General features: G+C 73.5%; 17 protein-coding genes and 1 pseudogene. 10 read left to right on the top strand and 8 right to left on the bottom strand.

Translation table 11 applies throughout. The features are described from left to right. From BIU96_RS19675 to BIU96_RS02930, 6 genes and pseudogenes are all read left to right on the top strand, one after another. A pseudogene (locus BIU96_RS19675) lies at positions 1-426 on the top strand (hypothetical protein); the annotation flags it as partial. After that, positions 423-839: an MFS transporter permease gene (locus BIU96_RS02950; RefSeq protein WP_071291124.1), complete on the top strand. Its 417-nt coding sequence runs from the start codon at positions 423-425 to the stop codon at positions 837-839. The pseudogene BIU96_RS19675 and the gene BIU96_RS02950, both read left to right, overlap by 4 nt. Positions 840-878: 39 nt before the next feature. Then, positions 879-1,070: a hypothetical protein gene (locus BIU96_RS02945; RefSeq protein ID WP_071291123.1), complete on the top strand. Its 192-nt coding sequence runs from the start codon at positions 879-881 to the stop codon at positions 1,068-1,070. A gap of 102 nt (positions 1,071-1,172) precedes the next feature. Further along, complete coding sequence (locus BIU96_RS02940; protein WP_071291122.1) at positions 1,173-1,712, top strand: RNA polymerase sigma factor; 540 nt, start codon at positions 1,173-1,175, stop codon at positions 1,710-1,712. Further along, entirely contained in the window at positions 1,702-2,526 is an 825-nt protein-coding gene (locus BIU96_RS02935) for a hypothetical protein (RefSeq protein ID WP_139199730.1), read from the top strand. Before BIU96_RS02940 ends, BIU96_RS02935 begins: the two co-directional genes overlap by 11 nt. 79 nt (positions 2,527-2,605) lie before the next feature. Continuing rightward, positions 2,606-3,259, top strand: coding sequence for a gamma-glutamylcyclotransferase family protein (locus BIU96_RS02930; RefSeq protein ID WP_254785918.1), 654 nt, complete (start codon positions 2,606-2,608; stop codon positions 3,257-3,259). Between the two features lie 91 nt (positions 3,260-3,350). On the opposite strand, the gene BIU96_RS02925 is transcribed toward BIU96_RS02930, so the two are convergent. From BIU96_RS02925 to rimK, 4 genes are all read right to left on the bottom strand, one after another. Beyond that, entirely contained in the window at positions 3,351-4,358 is a 1,008-nt protein-coding gene (locus BIU96_RS02925; protein ID WP_071291120.1) for an NAD(P)-dependent oxidoreductase, read from the bottom strand. A 151-nt stretch (positions 4,359-4,509) separates the two neighbouring features. Then, the gene (locus tag BIU96_RS02920) at positions 4,510-7,239 is read right to left on the bottom strand and encodes an alpha/beta fold hydrolase (protein ID WP_071291119.1); all 2,730 of its coding nucleotides are present in this window, start codon (positions 7,237-7,239) and stop codon (positions 4,510-4,512) included. Further along, a complete protein-coding gene (locus tag BIU96_RS02915) occupies positions 7,236-8,309 on the bottom strand; it encodes a 3-oxoacyl-ACP synthase III (RefSeq protein WP_071291178.1) in 1,074 nt (357 codons plus the stop codon). Before BIU96_RS02915 ends, BIU96_RS02920 begins: the two co-directional genes overlap by 4 nt. A gap of 68 nt (positions 8,310-8,377) precedes the next feature. Then, positions 8,378-9,556 carry a 30S ribosomal protein S6--L-glutamate ligase gene (gene rimK, locus BIU96_RS02910; RefSeq protein ID WP_071291118.1) on the bottom strand — a complete coding sequence of 393 codons (1,179 nt, stop codon included), beginning with the start codon at positions 9,554-9,556 and terminating at the stop codon, positions 8,378-8,380. A gap of 72 nt (positions 9,557-9,628) precedes the next feature. Between rimK and BIU96_RS02905 the strand changes: the two genes are divergently transcribed. Further along, entirely contained in the window at positions 9,629-10,111 is a 483-nt protein-coding gene (locus BIU96_RS02905; RefSeq protein WP_071291117.1) for a RimK/LysX family protein, read from the top strand. A 21-nt stretch (positions 10,112-10,132) separates the two neighbouring features. Here the strand turns inward: BIU96_RS02905 and BIU96_RS02900 are convergent, their stop codons facing one another. Both BIU96_RS02900 and BIU96_RS02895 read right to left on the bottom strand, forming a co-directional pair. Further along, positions 10,133-11,026 (bottom strand): alpha/beta hydrolase family protein, encoded by an 894-nt coding sequence (locus BIU96_RS02900; RefSeq protein ID WP_071291116.1) that lies wholly within the window; start codon positions 11,024-11,026, stop codon positions 10,133-10,135. Next, positions 11,023-11,478, bottom strand: coding sequence for an Lrp/AsnC family transcriptional regulator (locus tag BIU96_RS02895; RefSeq protein ID WP_071291115.1), 456 nt, complete (start codon positions 11,476-11,478; stop codon positions 11,023-11,025). The genes BIU96_RS02900 and BIU96_RS02895 overlap by 4 nt, the downstream gene beginning before the upstream one ends. 83 nt (positions 11,479-11,561) lie before the next feature. On the opposite strand from BIU96_RS02895, the gene BIU96_RS02890 reads away from it, so the two are divergent. Then, a complete protein-coding gene (locus BIU96_RS02890) occupies positions 11,562-12,194 on the top strand; it encodes a LysE family translocator (protein WP_071291114.1) in 633 nt (210 codons plus the stop codon). Here BIU96_RS02890 and BIU96_RS02885 read toward each other — a convergent pair. Continuing rightward, the gene (locus BIU96_RS02885; RefSeq protein ID WP_071291113.1) at positions 12,142-12,759 is read right to left on the bottom strand and encodes a TetR/AcrR family transcriptional regulator; all 618 of its coding nucleotides are present in this window, start codon (positions 12,757-12,759) and stop codon (positions 12,142-12,144) included. The genes BIU96_RS02890 and BIU96_RS02885 overlap by 53 nt on opposite strands. 23 nt (positions 12,760-12,782) lie before the next feature. Between BIU96_RS02885 and BIU96_RS02880 the strand changes: the two genes are divergently transcribed. Further along, entirely contained in the window at positions 12,783-14,006 is a 1,224-nt protein-coding gene (locus BIU96_RS02880) for an MFS transporter (protein ID WP_071291112.1), read from the top strand. Here BIU96_RS02880 and BIU96_RS02875 read toward each other — a convergent pair. Next, on the bottom strand, positions 13,912-14,250 hold the full coding sequence (locus tag BIU96_RS02875; protein WP_071291111.1) for a YciI family protein: 339 nt from the start codon (positions 14,248-14,250) through the stop codon (positions 13,912-13,914). The two genes, BIU96_RS02880 and BIU96_RS02875, sit on opposite strands and share 95 nt — an antisense overlap. 154 nt (positions 14,251-14,404) lie before the next feature. On the opposite strand from BIU96_RS02875, the gene BIU96_RS02870 reads away from it, so the two are divergent. Then, positions 14,405-15,733, top strand: coding sequence for an MFS transporter (locus BIU96_RS02870; RefSeq protein WP_071291110.1), 1,329 nt, complete (start codon positions 14,405-14,407; stop codon positions 15,731-15,733). The last annotated feature ends 67 nt before the right edge of the window (positions 15,734-15,800 follow it).

The following is a 15,800-nucleotide window of genomic DNA, read 5'->3' as shown; positions in this document are numbered from 1 at the left end:
GCGGCCGACGCCACCGCCGAGACCACGAAGCGTGTCGTCGAGACCGCCGCCGACACCACCGAGGACGTGCGTGACGCCGCCTCCGAGTCGCTCGCCCGGGCCTCGGAGCAGGCCGCCGACGCCGCGTCGTCCGCGAAGGACGCCGCGGAGCAGGCCCGCGACGTCGTGGTCGACGCCGCCGAGAGCACGCGGGACCGAGCCGCTGACGCGGTCGAGCGCACCCGGGACCGAGCCGCCGACGCGGTCGAGACCGTCCGCGACACGGCATCCACCGCCCCAGCCGATCGTGCGGCCGCGGCTGCGGACGCCGCTGAGGACGCCGCCGACGCCGCTGAGGACGCCGCATCCGCTGCTGCCGACTCCGCCGACGCGGCCGCGACCGCCGCGGACGGCGACGCCGCCCGGCACCGCCGGGAGCAGCCGTGACCACCGCCTGGTCCGGGAACCGCCGGACCAAGCTCCGCCGTCCCCGGCCACGCGGCGTCTGGATCGCCTCGGGCATCGGCGTGGTCCTGGTCCTCGGCACCGCACTCGGGGCGTTCCTGCCCCTCGTCGGGTTCCTCGGCGGCGTCACGGCGACCACCTCGGGACTCGTGCCGTTCCCGTTCGTGCGGGTGGCACTCGTCACGATCGCGGGGTCGTTGGTCGTCCTCGCGCTGCTCGTTCTGGCCTTCACCCGACGGCACACCGCGACCGCCGCCTCGGCCGTCGTGCTCGCCGTCCTCGTGGCCATCGCCGTCACGATCGTGCCGATCGTCCTCGTCGCGATCGGGTCCGCCGACCGCGCCGGTGACGTCTGGCCGATCGTCACCGAGCTCTGGAACCGCTTCACCGGCTGACGCGCCGAACCCGTGCACCACCAACGAAGGAGCACCACCATGCGCAACCGCATCATCCTGATCGGCGCGATCGTCCTCATCGGCTTCTGGTTCGGTTCCCGTGCCAACCGTCCGGTGATCAAGACCTCCAAGGCCGAGACCGCGCGGCGGATCTGGAACGACCCGCGCGCCCGAAAGGGCCGGAAGAAGCTCGGCAAGAAGCTCGCGAAGGCGGCGAACCGACACCGCTGACGCCTCCGGCGCATCACACATGGATCACGACGTGGACGACTCGCGTCGTGATCCGTGTCATGTTCGGCGTTCTCCCGACATTGTCGTAGTGAAGGGAGCACCGTGGACAACACCGCAGAAGACGACGCCGGCCTCGCACGGCGCCTCGCCTCGGGGGACAGAGCAGCGCTCGCGACGGCGTTCGACCGCTTCGCGCCGACACTCACCCGGTACGCGTGGGCGATCGCGGGCAGCCGTCAGGACGTCGAGGAGATCGTCCAGGACACGTTCCTGACCCTCTGGCAACGCGCCGACGGGCTCCAGCTCCCCACCGGCAGCCTGCTGCCGTGGCTCCTGGTGGTGTGCCGCAACCACGCCAGGAACACCGGCCGCCGCACCGCGAAGAACGCCGGCGACGAACTGCCCGCCGAGCTCGCTGCGCCCGGCGACACGACCGAGGCCTCCGAACAGCTCCGCTGGGTGCGCGACGAGATCGCCGCCCTCCCGGACACCGACCGCCGGATCTGCGAACTCTGCCTGCTGCAGGGGTACTCCTACGCGGAAGCCGCCCAACTGCTCGGACTCAGCGTCGGAGCGGTCACCCAGCGGGTCTCCCGGTCCCGCCGACGACTCAAGAAGGCGGTGACGCACGATGAACACTGAACCCCCCGAGGGAGACGACCTGCAACGCATGCTCGTCTCGATGAAGCAGAACGTCCTCGAGCGGGCCACCCCTCGCCCGAAGCGACACGGACGTCGTGCGGGCATCGCGATCGGCGTCGTGGGAGTGCTCCTGCTCGGTGCCGCCGGCGGCGGGGTCGCGCTCGGCCTCATCCCGACGTCGATCACCGCCGAGCCGGTGCCGACCGCCACGCCCACCGTCGAGCCGACCCCGACCGAGACCCCTTCCGGGGCGCCGGTCGTGGGACGCCCGACGCCGACCTCGACACCGTCGCCCACGTCGACCCGGCCGCCGTACGCGCTGTCCGATCCGTCCACCTGGACGATCTCGGGGAGCGAGGTCGGGCCGATCGCGCTCGGTGGGGAGGACGCCGCCGAGACCGACGACCTGGACGGGATCTACTCGCCCGAGCCCTGCCTCAACCCGGCTGTCACCTTCTGGCTGTCGCAGGACTTCCCGGAACTGACGGTGGTCCGGGCGGACGACGGCACGGTGCAGAGTGTCGCGATCGGGACCGGCGCCCCGGACGCTCAGGGCAACGGCCCCACGACGGCCGCTGGACTGGGCGTCGGCAGCACGCTCGCCGAGTTGCGGGCGGCGTACCCCGACCTGCACTACACGGAACCGGGCAACGACGACGCCCAGCCGTCGGACTCGCCCTACGGCGGCTGGACGACGACGATCAACGGCGTGTTCGTCAGCTTCCGCTTCCCGCCGGTCGGCTCCGGCGACCGAGCTGACTCGGTCTGGGTGAGCAAGGTGGATCAGTCGCCGCCGACGGAGTTCTGCGGGTGACGTCGCCGGACTGGAGGCGCGGATCACGTGAGCCGGTCGGCTCGCGTGGTGCGTGCCTCCAGTCCGCTACCCTCGCGACGTGAAGCGTCTCTCCCCCGGCCAGCGCTGGGTCCTCGGTCTCGGCGTGTTCGCGCTGGTCTGCCTCGTCGTCGGCGTCATCGCGATCGCCGTCGGTGTGACGAACGGGAACGCGATGTGCGGACCGTTCGACGAAGACGGGTTCCCCGAGCCCTGCCCCGGCGACACGTCCGGGGTCATCTGGGGCAGCGTCCTGGGCGTCATCGGGCTGCTGCACCTCGGGTTGACGGGCGTCGCGGGAGCCCTCGTGTGGACGTCGACGCCGACGATCGGTCCGAAGCCGATCAAGCGGCCCGCTCCCCTGCCCGGCCAGACGCAGCGGGTGTTCTCGTACGGCACGCTCCGGCAGCCGCTCGTGCAGGAGTCGTTGTTCGGCGGGCACGTGCCGACCGAACCGGACGCGCTGCCGGGGTGGCGCCTCGAGTGGGTGACCATCACCGACCCGGAGGTCATCCGGACGAGTGGGTCCGACCGGCACCCGATCCTGCGACGGGGCTCCGCGGGCGACGTCGTCGAGGGCTCGGTCCTCGCCCTCGGGTACGAGTGGCAGCTCGGCGCGGTCGACCGGTACGAGGTCGCCGACTACCAGCGCATCCGGGTCACGCTCGCGTCGGGGTGGACCGCCTGGGTCTACGTGGCGGCCGACCAGGCCTGAGCTCGGCTGCGCCGGCCCGAGACCCGGCCGCGCGGGTCGGAGATTCGGGGTGCGCGACAGTTCTCGCGGCCCAGCACCCGAGAAGTGTCGCTCAGCCCGAGGTTCGGGTACGGGCCGGGGCCGGGCTGGCCGCCGCGGCCGCCGCCAGCCGTGCCAGGCCCTCGTCGATCGACACCGCCGGCGCCCACTGCAGGTCGCGACGGGTCCGGCGCTGGTCGAACCAGTGCGCCGTCGACAGCTGCTCCGCGAGGAACCGCGTCATCGGCGGCTCGTCCTGCCCCGGGCGCACCCGCCACACGGCCTCGACGAGCGACCCGGCGGCCCGGGCAACCCCCGCCGGCACGTGCAACCGCGGCGCCGGCACACCGGACGCCGTGCAGATCCCGGCGAGCAGCTCGGCGACCGGCCTCGGCTCACCGTTCGTCACGACGTAGGCGTTCCCGTGCACCCCCTCGTCGGCGGCGTGCGTCAGCGTGGCGACCATCGCGGACGCGGCGTTGTCGACGTAGAGCGTGTCGATGAGGGCTGCGCCGGAGTCGAGCACCGGCAGCCGGCCGGTCCGAGCGCGGTCGACGATCCGTCCCACGAGCTGCGTGTCGCCCGGCCCCCACACCAGGTGCGGCCGGACGGCGACGACGGCGAACCCCGGGGCGTCGGCGCCGAGGGCGACGAGCTCGGCGGCGGCCTTCGTGCGGGCGTAGTCGCCACGCGCACGAGCCGGTTCGGCCGGACCGGCACCCGCACCGACGAGCGACGACCCGGTGTGCGCGACGGAGGGCGAGGAGACGAACACGAAGCGACGGGCCCCGGCCTGTCGGGCCGCGTCGACGAGTGCCCGGGTGCCGTCGACGTTCACGCGGACGAAGTCGGCCGGGTCACCCGCGAGCGAGACCTTCGCGGCGAGGTGCACGACGGCCTCGACGCCGTCGACGGCGCGGCGGATCGCGTCGGGGTCGGTCATCGAGCCGAGCACGTCGGACGCCCCGGACACCCCGGAGGGCCGGCGCTGGAACGTCCGGACCTCGTGCCCGGCGTCCCGCACGGCCGCGGCCGTCGCCTGCCCGAGGAACCCGCTCGCCCCGGTGACGAGGACGGTCACGGCCGGACCATCCGTCCGCCGGAGAGCACCGCGGCGGTTCGCCGTTTCGCGCTGAGCGACAGTTCACGCGCCCGACGGCCCGTGAAGTGTCGCTGAGCGCGTGAGCACGCACCGCGCGCACCGCACGCACCGCACGCACCGCACGCGCCGGTCACGGCCGGACCATCCGTCCGCCGGAGAGCACCGACGCCGCCCACCGGGACAGCCGCGCACGGTCGACCTTGGAGTTGTGCCGGATGTCCGTCGGCAGCACGGGCACGGTCAGCACCGCGGCGAGCGGGACCCCCGCGGCAGCCCGGACCGCTGCGGCCAGCGCCGGTTCGGCGAGCCCCGGACGGCGACGAACACGACCACGCGCAGGGCCCTGCCCGGTGGTCTCGACGACGGCGACGGCCTGCTGCGTCCCGCTTGGTCCGATCCCGGCGAGACCCGCTCGTCCGACGCCGTCCACACGCTCGATGCGCTGCTCGGGACCGACCGGCGTGACGACGCCGGACGGGGTGGTCAGCACGTGCTGCAGCCGTCCCTCGACCCAGAGCCGGCCCGACGCGTCGAGGTGTCCGACGTCACCGGTGCGGTGGCCGCGGGGGTCGTCCACGCCGAGCCGTGACACCCGGTTCGTCCGCCAGAGCCGGTCGTACCGCTCCCGCACGTGCGGTGCCGCGACGACGATCTCGCCGGTGACGCCAGCCGCGTCGGTCGGGGACCCGGTCGGCCGTCCGGCATCGTCGAGCGGCGCGATCCGGACGCGCACGTTCGCGGCCGGGACCCCGACGCAGATCCCCTCGTCGGCGGACTCCGACGCGGCCAGCACCCCGTCGAGGTCGACGTCCGTCATGAGCAGCCCCTCGGTCATGCCGTAGGGGGTGTGCGCGCTCGCGTTCGGCATGAGGTCGGTCGCCGCGGTCAGCAGCGCGGCCGACACCGGGGCACCGGCCGACAGGAACAGCCGCACGCGGCCGAGCGCCTGGCGGTCGGCGTCCGTCAGCGCGGCGGCCGTCGCCACCACGTTCGCGAGCGCCGCCGGGGACAGGAACACCACGGTCGCGTCGGCGGCCGTCACCGACGCAGCGACCGCCGTCGCCGTGAGCGTGCGGGGCGCGGTGACGTCCATGTCGGGTGCCACCGACCGTGCGCCGAGCGCCGGCCCGAGCAGGGCGAACGGCGCGAACCCGGCGACGAGTCCGGTGCCGACGCCGATGTCGTACTGGGTCGCGAGGGCGTCGCGGACGGCGCCGAGCTGCCCGTGCGTGTACACGACGCCCTTCGCCGGCCCGGTCGACCCGGAGGTGAAGAGGACCGCCGCGAGTGCGTCCGACGCGGGGACGGCCGGCAGGGCCGCGCCCGCCGCGAGCTGCGCCGCACCACGACGGGCGACGTCGACGAGCGTGTGCTCGACACGGAGCGCCCGACGTGCGGCTCCGGGCAGCGAGACGGTCGCGATGCGTCGGCCCGGCCACCCGAGCGCGCGGGCGGCAACGAGCCCGGGCAGGGCCCCGATGACCCAGTCGGGACGGGCTCCGCGGACGGCACGGGTCAGCCCGCGCAGCCCGAGTCCGGCATCGGCCACGACGACGACTGCGCCGATCCGGACGCACGCGTAGAGGACGGCGGTCAGGTCGGCTCCGGGCGTGACGAGCAGCGAGACACGGTCGCCCGAGCGCACGCCGAGGTCCGCGAGTCCGGCCGCGATCTCCTCGACCCGGCGCGCGAGCAGTCGCCACGAGACGGTACGGACCCCGCCGGGTGCGGCCATCTCGACCAACGCGGGTTCGTCGCTGTCGCGCAGGTCGTCGAGCGCAGCCCACAGGGGGCGGCTCGCGTCCGTCGCGGCCTCGGTGCCGGCCCGGAGGCGCGGCTCGTCCCGCGCGGGCACGTGGCCGTCCGGCAGGTGGTCGCCGAGCCACTCGAAGACCGTCCCGGCGACGTCGGCGTCGTCCGGCAGCAGGTGCCCGGCGCCCTCGAAGCGGTGCACGTCGGCCTGGGGCAGCCGCTCGGCGAGGTCGTCGAGGTACCGCTCGAGGAACACGGGGTCGCGCGGGCCCCACATGAGGAGCGCGGGGACGTCGAGCGCCGCGACCCCCGCGGCGATCCGGTCGAGTTCGGGGGCGCTCGGGTGCGTCTGGTCGACGGGGATGTCGGCGACGAACCCGCCGATCCCCCCGCGACGGGCGGCGCCGCGGTACGGCGCCCGGTACGCGTCGGCCGTCGGACGGTCGAGCTTCGGGTGTGCGATCGCGAGCGTCGTCTCGAGGAACGCCGGCGTCACGACGGTCGCCCGGCCGAGCAACCCCGGACGGAGCGCCAGCCGGAGCGGCGCCGGGATCGGGGCATCGGCGGGCTGGTGCACGGCGGTGTTGCACGTCGCGACCGCCACCACGAGGTCCGGGTGGTCGACGGCCCAGCCGAGCGAGACGACGCCGCCCCAGTCGTGGCCGAGGGTCACCACCGGGCCGGTGAGCCCGAGTTCGTCGGTCAGCGCGCCGAGGTCGCGGACGCGTTCGGGCAGGCCGCGCTGGCGCCCGGTGCGCTCCGAGAAGCCCATGTCGAGCTGGTCGACCGCGACGACCCGCCACGCCGGACCGCCCGCACGGGCGACCTCGAGCGACCGCGCGGCGACGGACCGCCACAGGTACGACCAGGTGGGGTTCCCGTGCACGCAGAGCAGGGTGCCCACCGGGCGCACGCCGAGCGCGTCGAGGGAACCGGCCGTGTCGAGGAGGTGCCAGGTGCGCGCGGGGCGAGTCGTGCCTCCCGGCCCGTCAGCAGCGACACCGGGGACGGTCACGAGACGCGACCAGGCGGGGTCGAGTCCGGGCAGGGGCGGCGGGAGCGTCGCCGGAGCCGTGGCAGCGGCGACGCGCGGGAGGCCGGACCTCACCAGCGCAGTTCCATCATCGCCGTGTTGATGCCGGAACCGACACCGCCGAGGAAGACCCGGTCGCCGCGGGTGATGCCCCCGTTCGCGACCTCGTCCGCCAGGGTGATCGGGATCGACGCCGGACCGACGTTGCCGAACCGCTGGTAGGTCGTCGGGACCTTGTCGCGCGGGATGCCGATCGCCTCGACGAAGGCGTTCGTGTGCACGTCGGAGACCTGGTGCAGCACGTACCGGTCCATGTCGGCCCAGTCGAAGTGTGCGCGGGCCTCGTTCCAGGCGGCGACCACGAGCTCCATGCCGCCCTTGAGCAGCATCTTCGCGTCGGTGAACATGCCGTCCACGCTGCCCACGCAGAGGTCGTACCACTGCGTCGCGGCGCGGGTGACGCCGCCCACGATGCGGTGCCCCTCGGGGTGCGCGTCGGACGGGCCGAGCACGGCGGCCGCGGCACCGGACCCGAGGGTCAGGCTCGCGAACTCGCTCATGAAGTCCTTGCGGTTCCGGCCGCCCTGGTTCAGGCGGTCGATCGTGTTGAGCTGCACCTGGTCGGCGTCCTCACCGTCCACGACGAGCGCGTACTTGATCTGGCCGGAGTCGATCATGCCCGCGGCGACGCTCATCGCGTTGACGAACCCGAGGCACGCGTTCGCGATGTCGAAGTTGATCGCCGACGTCGGCAGGCCGAGACCGTGGTGCAGGCGGACCGCGACGGACGGCTCGAGGTGCGGACGGGTCACCGACGTGTTGATGAGCAGGCCGATGTCCTCGGGGCGGACACCCGCCTCGGCCATCGCGCGACGGCCGGCGTCGATCGCGGCGTCCTGGAAGGTCTGGCCCTCGCCCCAGTTGCGGCGCTCGGTGACACCGGCGACGCGTTCGAGCAGCCCCATCGGCAGACGGAGGCGACGAAGGACGCCGCGGAGGCGCGCCTCGATGTCGGCCGAGGTCGTCACCCGCTCGGCCGTGGTGGTCGCCACGGACAGCAGCGAGACGTTCTGGTGCTTCGCCGTGGCGTTGCCCGGCCGCTCCGGATCGTTGCTCGTCGCCTGGTCGACCGGCCGTTCCGTCATGATCGTCACCGATACATACTTCCCCATCCAGCCTGGAAGCGCGATCCGGGAGCGCTGGGCCGCCGGTGTCAGGCGTCCTTCGGGAGCTTCCGGACCTTGCTGCGACGGCGTCGGCGGTCGGGCACCATCGACCGCATCTCCTCGAGCTTGCCGAAGCAGAGCAGCCGGTCACCGGCCTGCAGCTCGACGCCGCTGCGGGGGTTCGGGATGACGGTGGCGCCGCGGTGCAGGGTCAGCACGGTGATGTCGCGGTCCCAGAGCCCGGACTCCTTGATCGTCTTCCCGACCAGTTCCGCGTTGGTGTGCACCAGGAGTTCGGCCACGCCGTACCCCGTCGAGACCGTCAGCCGCTGGCGGACGTCGATCTCCGGGAAGGCGACCTGGTTGCCGATGAAGTCGATGATCGCGCCCGCGACGTCGAGGCTGGTCGCCCGCTCGATGCCCTCGAGCCCCGGCGACGAGTTGACCTCCATCACGAGGGGTCCGTCGTTGCCCTCGAGCATGTCGACGCCCGCGACCCGAAGGCCCATGATCTGCGCCGAACGGACAGCGGCCTCTTCGTACTCGGGCGTCAGGGTGACCTTCTCGACGGTGCCGCCGCGGTGCACGTTCGACCGGAACTCGTCGCCGGAGGCACTCCGACGCATCGCCGCGACGACCCGGTCACCGACCACGAGGGCACGGATGTCCTTGCCGCGGCTCTCCGAGATGAAGGACTGGATGAGGACGTTCTGCTTCGTCGAGTGCAGCGTCTCGACGATCGACTCTGCCACCTTCTCCTCCGGCGCCAGGATCACGCCGATGCCCTGCGTGCCCTCGAGGAGCTTGATCACGACCGGCGCCCCGCCGACCCGTTCGATCGCGCCGCGCACATCGGCGCGGCTGTTCACGAACGTCGTCGCCGGCATGCCGATGTGGTGCCGCGACAGGATCTGGTTCGCCCGGAGCTTGTCGCGCGAGTTCGTGATGCCCGTCGCGGTGTTCGGCGTGTACACGTCCATCTGCTCGAACTGCCGCACGACGGCGGTGCCGTAGTACGTGATCGAGTTCCCGATGCGGGGCAGGACGGCGTCGTAGTCGCTGAGGAGCTTGCCGCGGTACAGCAGGTCGGGGTCCTCGCCGGACAGGTCGATCGCGAACCGCAGGGTGTTGAGCACCTTCACCTCGTGCCCCCGGTCGATCGCAGCGGCCCGGAGGCGCTCGGTCGAGTACGCGTGCGGGGCCCGCGACAGGATGGCGAGTTTCATCGGTGCGGCTCCGCGGGGTCTGGGTACGAGGGGGCGACGACGCTCCATCCAAGCATGCGACAGGATGGGCACATGGCCCGCGCTCCGAAGTCCCCGAACGGCGGTCTCGTCGTCGCCGGTTGGCGGGAGTGGGCGGGGCTGCCCGACCTGGGGATCCCGTGGATCAAGGTCAAGCTCGACACTGGAGCCCGGAGTTCGGCGCTGCACGCGTTCGACCTCGAGGAGCTCCCCGGCGACCGGGTGCGGTTCTCGGTGCACCCGTGGCAGGACACCGACGCGGACGCCGCCACGATCGAGTGCGACGTGCACGACCGCCGCTCCGTGCGGAGTTCGACGGGCCACACCCAGGAGCGGATCGTCGTGCTGACCGAGATCGCCCTCGCCGGGCGGGTGTTCCAGGCTGAGGTCACGCTGAGCAACCGCGACCAGATGGGCTTCCGGATGCTCGTCGGACGCGAGGCGCTCCGGCAGGGGTTCCTGGTCGACCCGGCTCGCTCGTTCATGGCGGGGCGGGCGCCGAAGGAGATCCGCCGGCGCAACCGCGGGCGCGCCTGACGCAGCCCCGACGCTCGCCGGTCAGGCGTGCAGGTGGTGCGCCAGGAACGCGAGTTGCTGCGGGGCCATGCGGCGCCAGTACGCGTGCGTGTGCCCTCCGGGCTCGAACCCGCCGGACGGGCGGCGGGTGAAGCCGTCCACGTAGGTCCGGACCGCCGGCTCGAAGCCGTCGCCCGTGCCGCAGTCCACCCGGACCGCGACACCGTCGAGCGCGTGCTGCCGACCGAGCACGGTGTTCGCACGGAAGTCGGCCGCGTCGTCGAAGGCCCCGCGCGCGGTGTCGCCCGCCGACGTCCAGAGCGCCGGACTGATCGCGGACACCGCCCGCACGTGCGCCGAGCCGAGCACGCCCCCGAGGTGCAGGGCGCCGTACCCGCCCATCGAGTTGCCGACGAACGCCAGGCGCGTGGTGTCGAAGCCCCGGCGGGCGAGGAGCGGGAGGAACTCGTCGACGACCATCGTCGCGGGGTCGTCGCCGTCCGCCCGTCGGTGCCAGTACCGGTTGCCGCCGTCGACCGCGGCGATCGCGAACGGCGCACCCCCGGCGGCGACGTGCGCGGCGAGGAAGCGGTCGTACCCGAGGTGGGTGCCGAAGAAGTCGCCGTGACCGCTGCCGTACCCGTGCAGGGCGACCGCGATCGGCAGGGGCGCGTCCGTGTGCGGGGCCGCGACGGTCCAACCGACGGTCCGGCCCGCCCGCGCGGTGGAGACGAACGAGCCCGAGGTCGAGGGGACCGGCGTGGCGTCGGGGATGGTCCCCGCTGGACCGTCGAGACCGAGCGCGCGGTACATCGTCGACCGACCGGGCAGCAGGCGCAGGTTCACCGCCTCGCCGACCGCTGCGGCGCCGAGGACCGCGACGCCGCCGGCGAGGAGCGACCTGCGGGTGACCCGTGCCGCGCGCGAGCCGCTCATCCGAGCGGGACGGTGCCGTCGGAGGTCACGCGTTTCATCACGAGTGTCGAGGAGAGTCGCTGCACACCGGGCAACGTACCGAGTTCGGTGTCGTAGAAGACCTGGTAGGCGGCGAGGTCTCGTGTGAGGACACGCAGGAGGTAGTCCGGGTCGCCGAAGAGCCGCTGCGCCTCGACCACGTTCGGCATCGACCGGACCCGCTCCTCGAAGCCGGCGATGGTCTCGAGGTCGGTGCGGCCGAGGGTGACGAACACGATCGCCTCGAAGTGCAGCCCGACCGCCTCGGGTGCGACCACGGCACGGTAGCGCTCGATCGCGCCGGACTGCTCGAGCGCCTTCAGGCGGCGGTGGCAGCTCGAGAGGCTGAGACCGACCTCGGATGCCAGATCGGTGGCGCTCATCCGACCGTCGTGCTGCAGCAGTGAGAGGATCTCCCGGTCGAGTGCGTCCATGCCGGGAATCATCGCAGACGAACCGGGTGTCGCGCGGGAGGATCGGAGCACATCCCACCGGATCCGCCGTAGCGTCTCGGATCGTGGACCTGACCCTGATGCTCCAGTTCTGGACGGTGGCGCTCCTGCTCGCCCTGACGCCCGGCGCGGACTGGGCGTACGCCATCGCGGCCGGACTGCAACCGCGGTCCGTGGTGCCGTCGATCCTCGGCATGGTGAGCGGCTACGTGGTCGTCGTGATCGTCGTCGCGCTCGGCATCGGTGCGCTCGTGACGGAGTACCCGGCGGCACTGGCGGTCCTGACCCTGGCCGGAGCGGCGTACCTGCTGTACCTCGGGGCGAGCACGTTGCTGGCCCGCGCCGGCGCGGTCGTCGCGGCCAGTGACCGTCCGGTGGGGACGAGTGCGCGGACCCGCTTCCTCCGCGGCGCCGGCGTGAGCGGCATCAACCCGAAGGGGGTCCTGCTGCTGCTGGCGCTCCTGCCGCAGTTCGTGTCACCGCACGGCTGGCCGGCCCCGGTGCAGATGGGCGTGCTCGGCAGCCTGCACCTGCTCGACTGCGCCGTGGTCTACCTGCTCGTCGCGCTAGCGGCGCGGCGGATCCTCGGGTCACGGCCGAGGGCGAGCGTGGTGGTGACGAAGGTGTCCGGCGTGCTCATGGTGCTCATCGGTCTCGGGCTGCTGGCCGAGCAGGTCGCGCCGCTGGTGCACCGCTGACCTCGGCGGTCGCCGTGTCGACGAGCGCCGCAGCGACCGTCCGGGCGGTCTCGGTGTCGAGCGCCGGATCGCGCAGGCGCATCGCGAGGTAGCCCGACACGACGAGCACCAGCTGGTCGGCGAGCGCCGCGGCGTCGCCGACCACGGGGCCCGCGAGACCGAGGAGCCGGCCGCGCAGTGTGCCCGTCTCGAGGTCGAGCACGGCTCGGACGTCACCGGGAGCGTCGGCGTACTCGGCGGCGGTGCCGAGGAACGCGCACCACCGCGACCCGGCGGGAGTGGACCGGTAGGCGTCCAGCGCGTCGAAGACCGACAGCAACCGGCTCCGGTCGTCCGTGGCCCCTTCGGCGACGCGCTCCCACGTCGCCACCCAGTCGTCGTGCCGTCGCCGGAGTGCGGCGGCGACCAGGGCTTCCTTGCTGGCGTACCCGCGGTAGAGCGTGGCGCTGGAGATCCCGGCGCGCTCGAGCACCGCGTCGATCGGCGTCGCGGCGATGCCCCGTGTGAAGAAGAGCTCCTCCGCGGCGTCGAGGAGCTTCTGCTCGGTTCCTGGACGCATCGCCATGGAAGCACCCTAGGCTCTCAAAAGTGAAACGATCGTTTTCGTCACGGCAGCGGGTCGTACTCGCGTCCGGGCTCGGCCTCATCGCGGCGACGTACGGACTCGTGCGGCTCGTCTACGGCCTCTTCCTGCCCGACGTGCAGCGCGACCTCGCCCTGCGCTCGGACGCAGCCGGCTGGATCTCGTCCGGCGCCTCGGCGATGTACTGCCTGGCCGCGCTCGCCGGGTTCGTCCTGGCCGCGCGGGTCCCCCGCGTCCTCGTCGCCGTGGCGGCCGTGGTCGCCGGGGGTGGCGCGCTCGGCATGGCGGCCGCCGTCGCACCGGTGTCGTTCGGTGTCGCGTGCGTCGTGGCCTCGGGCGGCGCCGGACTCGCGTCGCCCGCCCTGGTGCAGCTCGTCGCCGCACGGCTCCCCGCTGCCGCACAGGGCCGCGCGCAGGCGGTGGTGAACTCCGGCACGGGTCCGGGGCTCGTCGGCGCCGGCGTCCTCGCGCTGGTGCTCCTGCCCGACTGGCGGACGGCGTGGGCGAGCTCGGGCGTGTTCGCCCTGGTGGTCGGCGCCGTGCTGCTCGTGTCGACGCGGGGCGGTCGGCCCGGCCACACGACCCGGACCCCCGTGCCGGACACCGCGTGGTGGCGAGCACACGGCGCGGTGCTCGCGGTCGCGCTGCTCTTCGGCGCCGGGTCGGCGGTGGTGTGGACCTACGGTCGCTCGGTGCTCGTCGACGCCGGCGCCCCGGTCGTCGTGTCGGTGTCCGCGTGGATCGCGCTCGGTCTCGGCGGCGCGGCCGTGGTGGTGACGGCGCCGTGGACCAGTCGGCTGCGTGCGCGGGGGCAGTGGGCCGTCACGACGGCAGCGGTGGCACTCGCCGTCCTCGCGCTCGGGACCGCGCCGCAGTCGACCCCGCTCGCGCTCGCGGCCTGCGCGGTGTTCGGTTGGGGTTACACCGCGGCGACCGGGGCCCTGATCGCGTGGACGACCGAGATCGATCCGGACCGGGCGTCGGCCGGCACGTCAGTGCTCTTCGTGGCGCTCGTCCTCGGGCAGGCCGGTGGAGCCGCCGCGGCCGGAGCGCTGCTCGGCTCGTCCGGCGCCCCCGTCGTGTTCGCGGTCGCCGCACTCGTCACCGCGGCGTGCGCGGCGCTCGGGCTGCGGATCAGAGGAGCGGCCGCAGCTCGATCGTCCGGTTGCACGCCGCCGATGCCTCGCCCGCCACACGGAGCGCGGTCTCGGCATCCGGCAGGTCCATGACCCAGAACCCGGCGGCGAAGCGATCAGCGGCGACGACCGGCCCGGGGGTGGTGCTGGTCGTGCCGGAGCGGGCGTCGACCACGGTCGCGTCGGCGGGCGCGGAGACCCCGGCGGCGAACACGATCGCGTCGCCGAGTCTCGTGTTGAAGGCGTCGACCGCGTCCATCTCGGCCTGGGTGCCGGACTCGGTCCGGCCGGTGGCCTCGGCCTGCCCGTCGTCGATGACGTTGACGAGGAACTGCATGGTGTCTCCCCTGCTCGGTTGGCGGGAGGCTACTCCTGCGCTACGGTCACCGGGAGACCTTTCCGAACACCTCTGACACGACAGCGGAGTCATGGCAACGAAGCGCTGAGCCGGCACCTGAGCCGGCTCCCCCTCCACACGGACCACGCGGTCCGTGCGCTTCCAGTACGCCCGCGCGGCACCGACGCCGCGCGACGACTCCGAGGGACTCCCCGTGTTCTCCATCCGCGCCCGCTTCCGGGCCTCGTTCTCCACGCTCGCCGAGCACCGCTTCGTCACCTTCGCGGTCCTCGTCGACACGATCGGCGCCGGCCTCACGCTGCCGCTGACGATCGTCTACTTCACCCTGACGACCGACCTCTCCCTCGCCGTGATCGGACTGCTGTCGACGGTCGCGTCCCTGCTCGCGCTGCCCGTGGGACTCCTCGGCGGCGTGCTCACCGACCGGTTCGGCGCGCGGGCGTCGATGATCACGAACAACCTGCTGTCCGCCGCCGGCTTCGCCCTGTACCTCGTCGCGCACGACCCGGTCGTGGTCTTCGCGGCGATCTTCCTGGCGAACGCGTCGGAGCGCCTCTACTGGACGTCGTGGACGGCGTACGTGCACGACCTCTCCGACGGTCGCCCGTTCGAGCGGTGGTTCGCCTTCCTCGAGGCGACCAAGGCCGCCGCCCTCGGCGCCGGCGCGGTGGTGGCCGCGATCACCCTGGCCGGCGGCGGACACGACGGCCTGCGCTGGCTCGTCCTCGCGAACGTCGTGACGAGCGTCGCCGCCGCGATCGTGTTCGCGACGCAGCGCACCGGCGGTGCCCGGGCCACGGAGCCGGTGGCACGCGACCTCGACGACGAACGGACGGGGTCGCTCCGCGAGTTCGCCGCCGATCGGTCGATGCGCCTCATCACGCTCGGGCAGCTCCTGATCGGCCCGGCGATGGTCCTGCCGAACGTCGCCCTGAGCGTCCTGTTCGTCGAGCGGTGGCACATGCCGGCAGCGGTCGCCCCGGTGCAGTTCGCCGTCGCGACCGGGCTGGCCGCCTGCCTGCAGACCTCGGTCACCCGGTGGGTGGCCGGCCTGGACCGTGGTGTCCTGGTGGCGGTCGGCGCAGCACTGACCGGGCTGACGGCGGTGCCGCTCATCGTGCTCCCGCCGCTCGAGGGCGTCGCGGCCTGGTCGTTCGTCGTGCTCGTCGCGGTGGTGCTCGCGGTGGCGGACATGGTCGCGCTGCCGGCCGCCAACGCCGTGATGGCCGAGGCGCCGCACCCGCGGATCCGAGGACGGGCGATCGGCGTGTTCCAGACGGCGAGCTCGGTGGGGATGGCGCTCTTCCCGCTGACGCTCGGACTGTTGGACACCGACGTGCCCTGGGTGCTGTGGGCCGTCACGGCGCTGGTCTTCGCCGGGGCGGCGTGGGCCTGGCGTGCCGCGGTCGCAGGGCTGCCGCAGCGGGTGCGCACGGCGACGCCGGCGGACGCCGACGCCTGACTGGTGCGGTCTGCGGACCGCCGACGGCCGTGGCCTGGAGGCGCGGCTCGCGTGACCGACGTCGGTC

Origin of the sequence: Curtobacterium sp. MCBA15_008, assembly GCF_001865065.1 — a bacterium.
GTDB lineage: Bacteria > Actinomycetota > Actinomycetes > Actinomycetales > Microbacteriaceae > Curtobacterium.
This window is presented reverse-complemented; position numbering and strand designations above follow the sequence as displayed.

Excerpts from the sequence above, each read along its gene's own strand:
- BIU96_RS02945 (WP_071291123.1), top strand. The coding sequence starts at position 879 with ATGCGCAACCGCATCATCCTGATCGGCGCGATCGTCCTCATCGGCTTC.
- BIU96_RS02935 (WP_139199730.1), top strand. The coding sequence starts at position 1,702 with ATGAACACTGAACCCCCCGAGGGAGACGACCTGCAACGCATGCTCGTC.
- BIU96_RS02915 (WP_071291178.1), bottom strand. The coding sequence starts at position 8,309 with ATGACGGAACGGCCGGTCGACCAGGCGACGAGCAACGATCCGGAGCGG.
- rimK (WP_071291118.1), bottom strand. The coding sequence starts at position 9,556 with ATGAAACTCGCCATCCTGTCGCGGGCCCCGCACGCGTACTCGACCGAG.
- BIU96_RS02905 (WP_071291117.1), top strand. The coding sequence starts at position 9,629 with ATGGCCCGCGCTCCGAAGTCCCCGAACGGCGGTCTCGTCGTCGCCGGT.
- BIU96_RS02900 (WP_071291116.1), bottom strand. The coding sequence starts at position 11,026 with ATGAGCGGCTCGCGCGCGGCACGGGTCACCCGCAGGTCGCTCCTCGCC.
- BIU96_RS02895 (WP_071291115.1), bottom strand. The coding sequence starts at position 11,478 with ATGGACGCACTCGACCGGGAGATCCTCTCACTGCTGCAGCACGACGGT.
- BIU96_RS02885 (WP_071291113.1), bottom strand. The coding sequence starts at position 12,759 with ATGGCGATGCGTCCAGGAACCGAGCAGAAGCTCCTCGACGCCGCGGAG.
- BIU96_RS02875 (WP_071291111.1), bottom strand. The coding sequence starts at position 14,250 with ATGCAGTTCCTCGTCAACGTCATCGACGACGGGCAGGCCGAGGCCACC.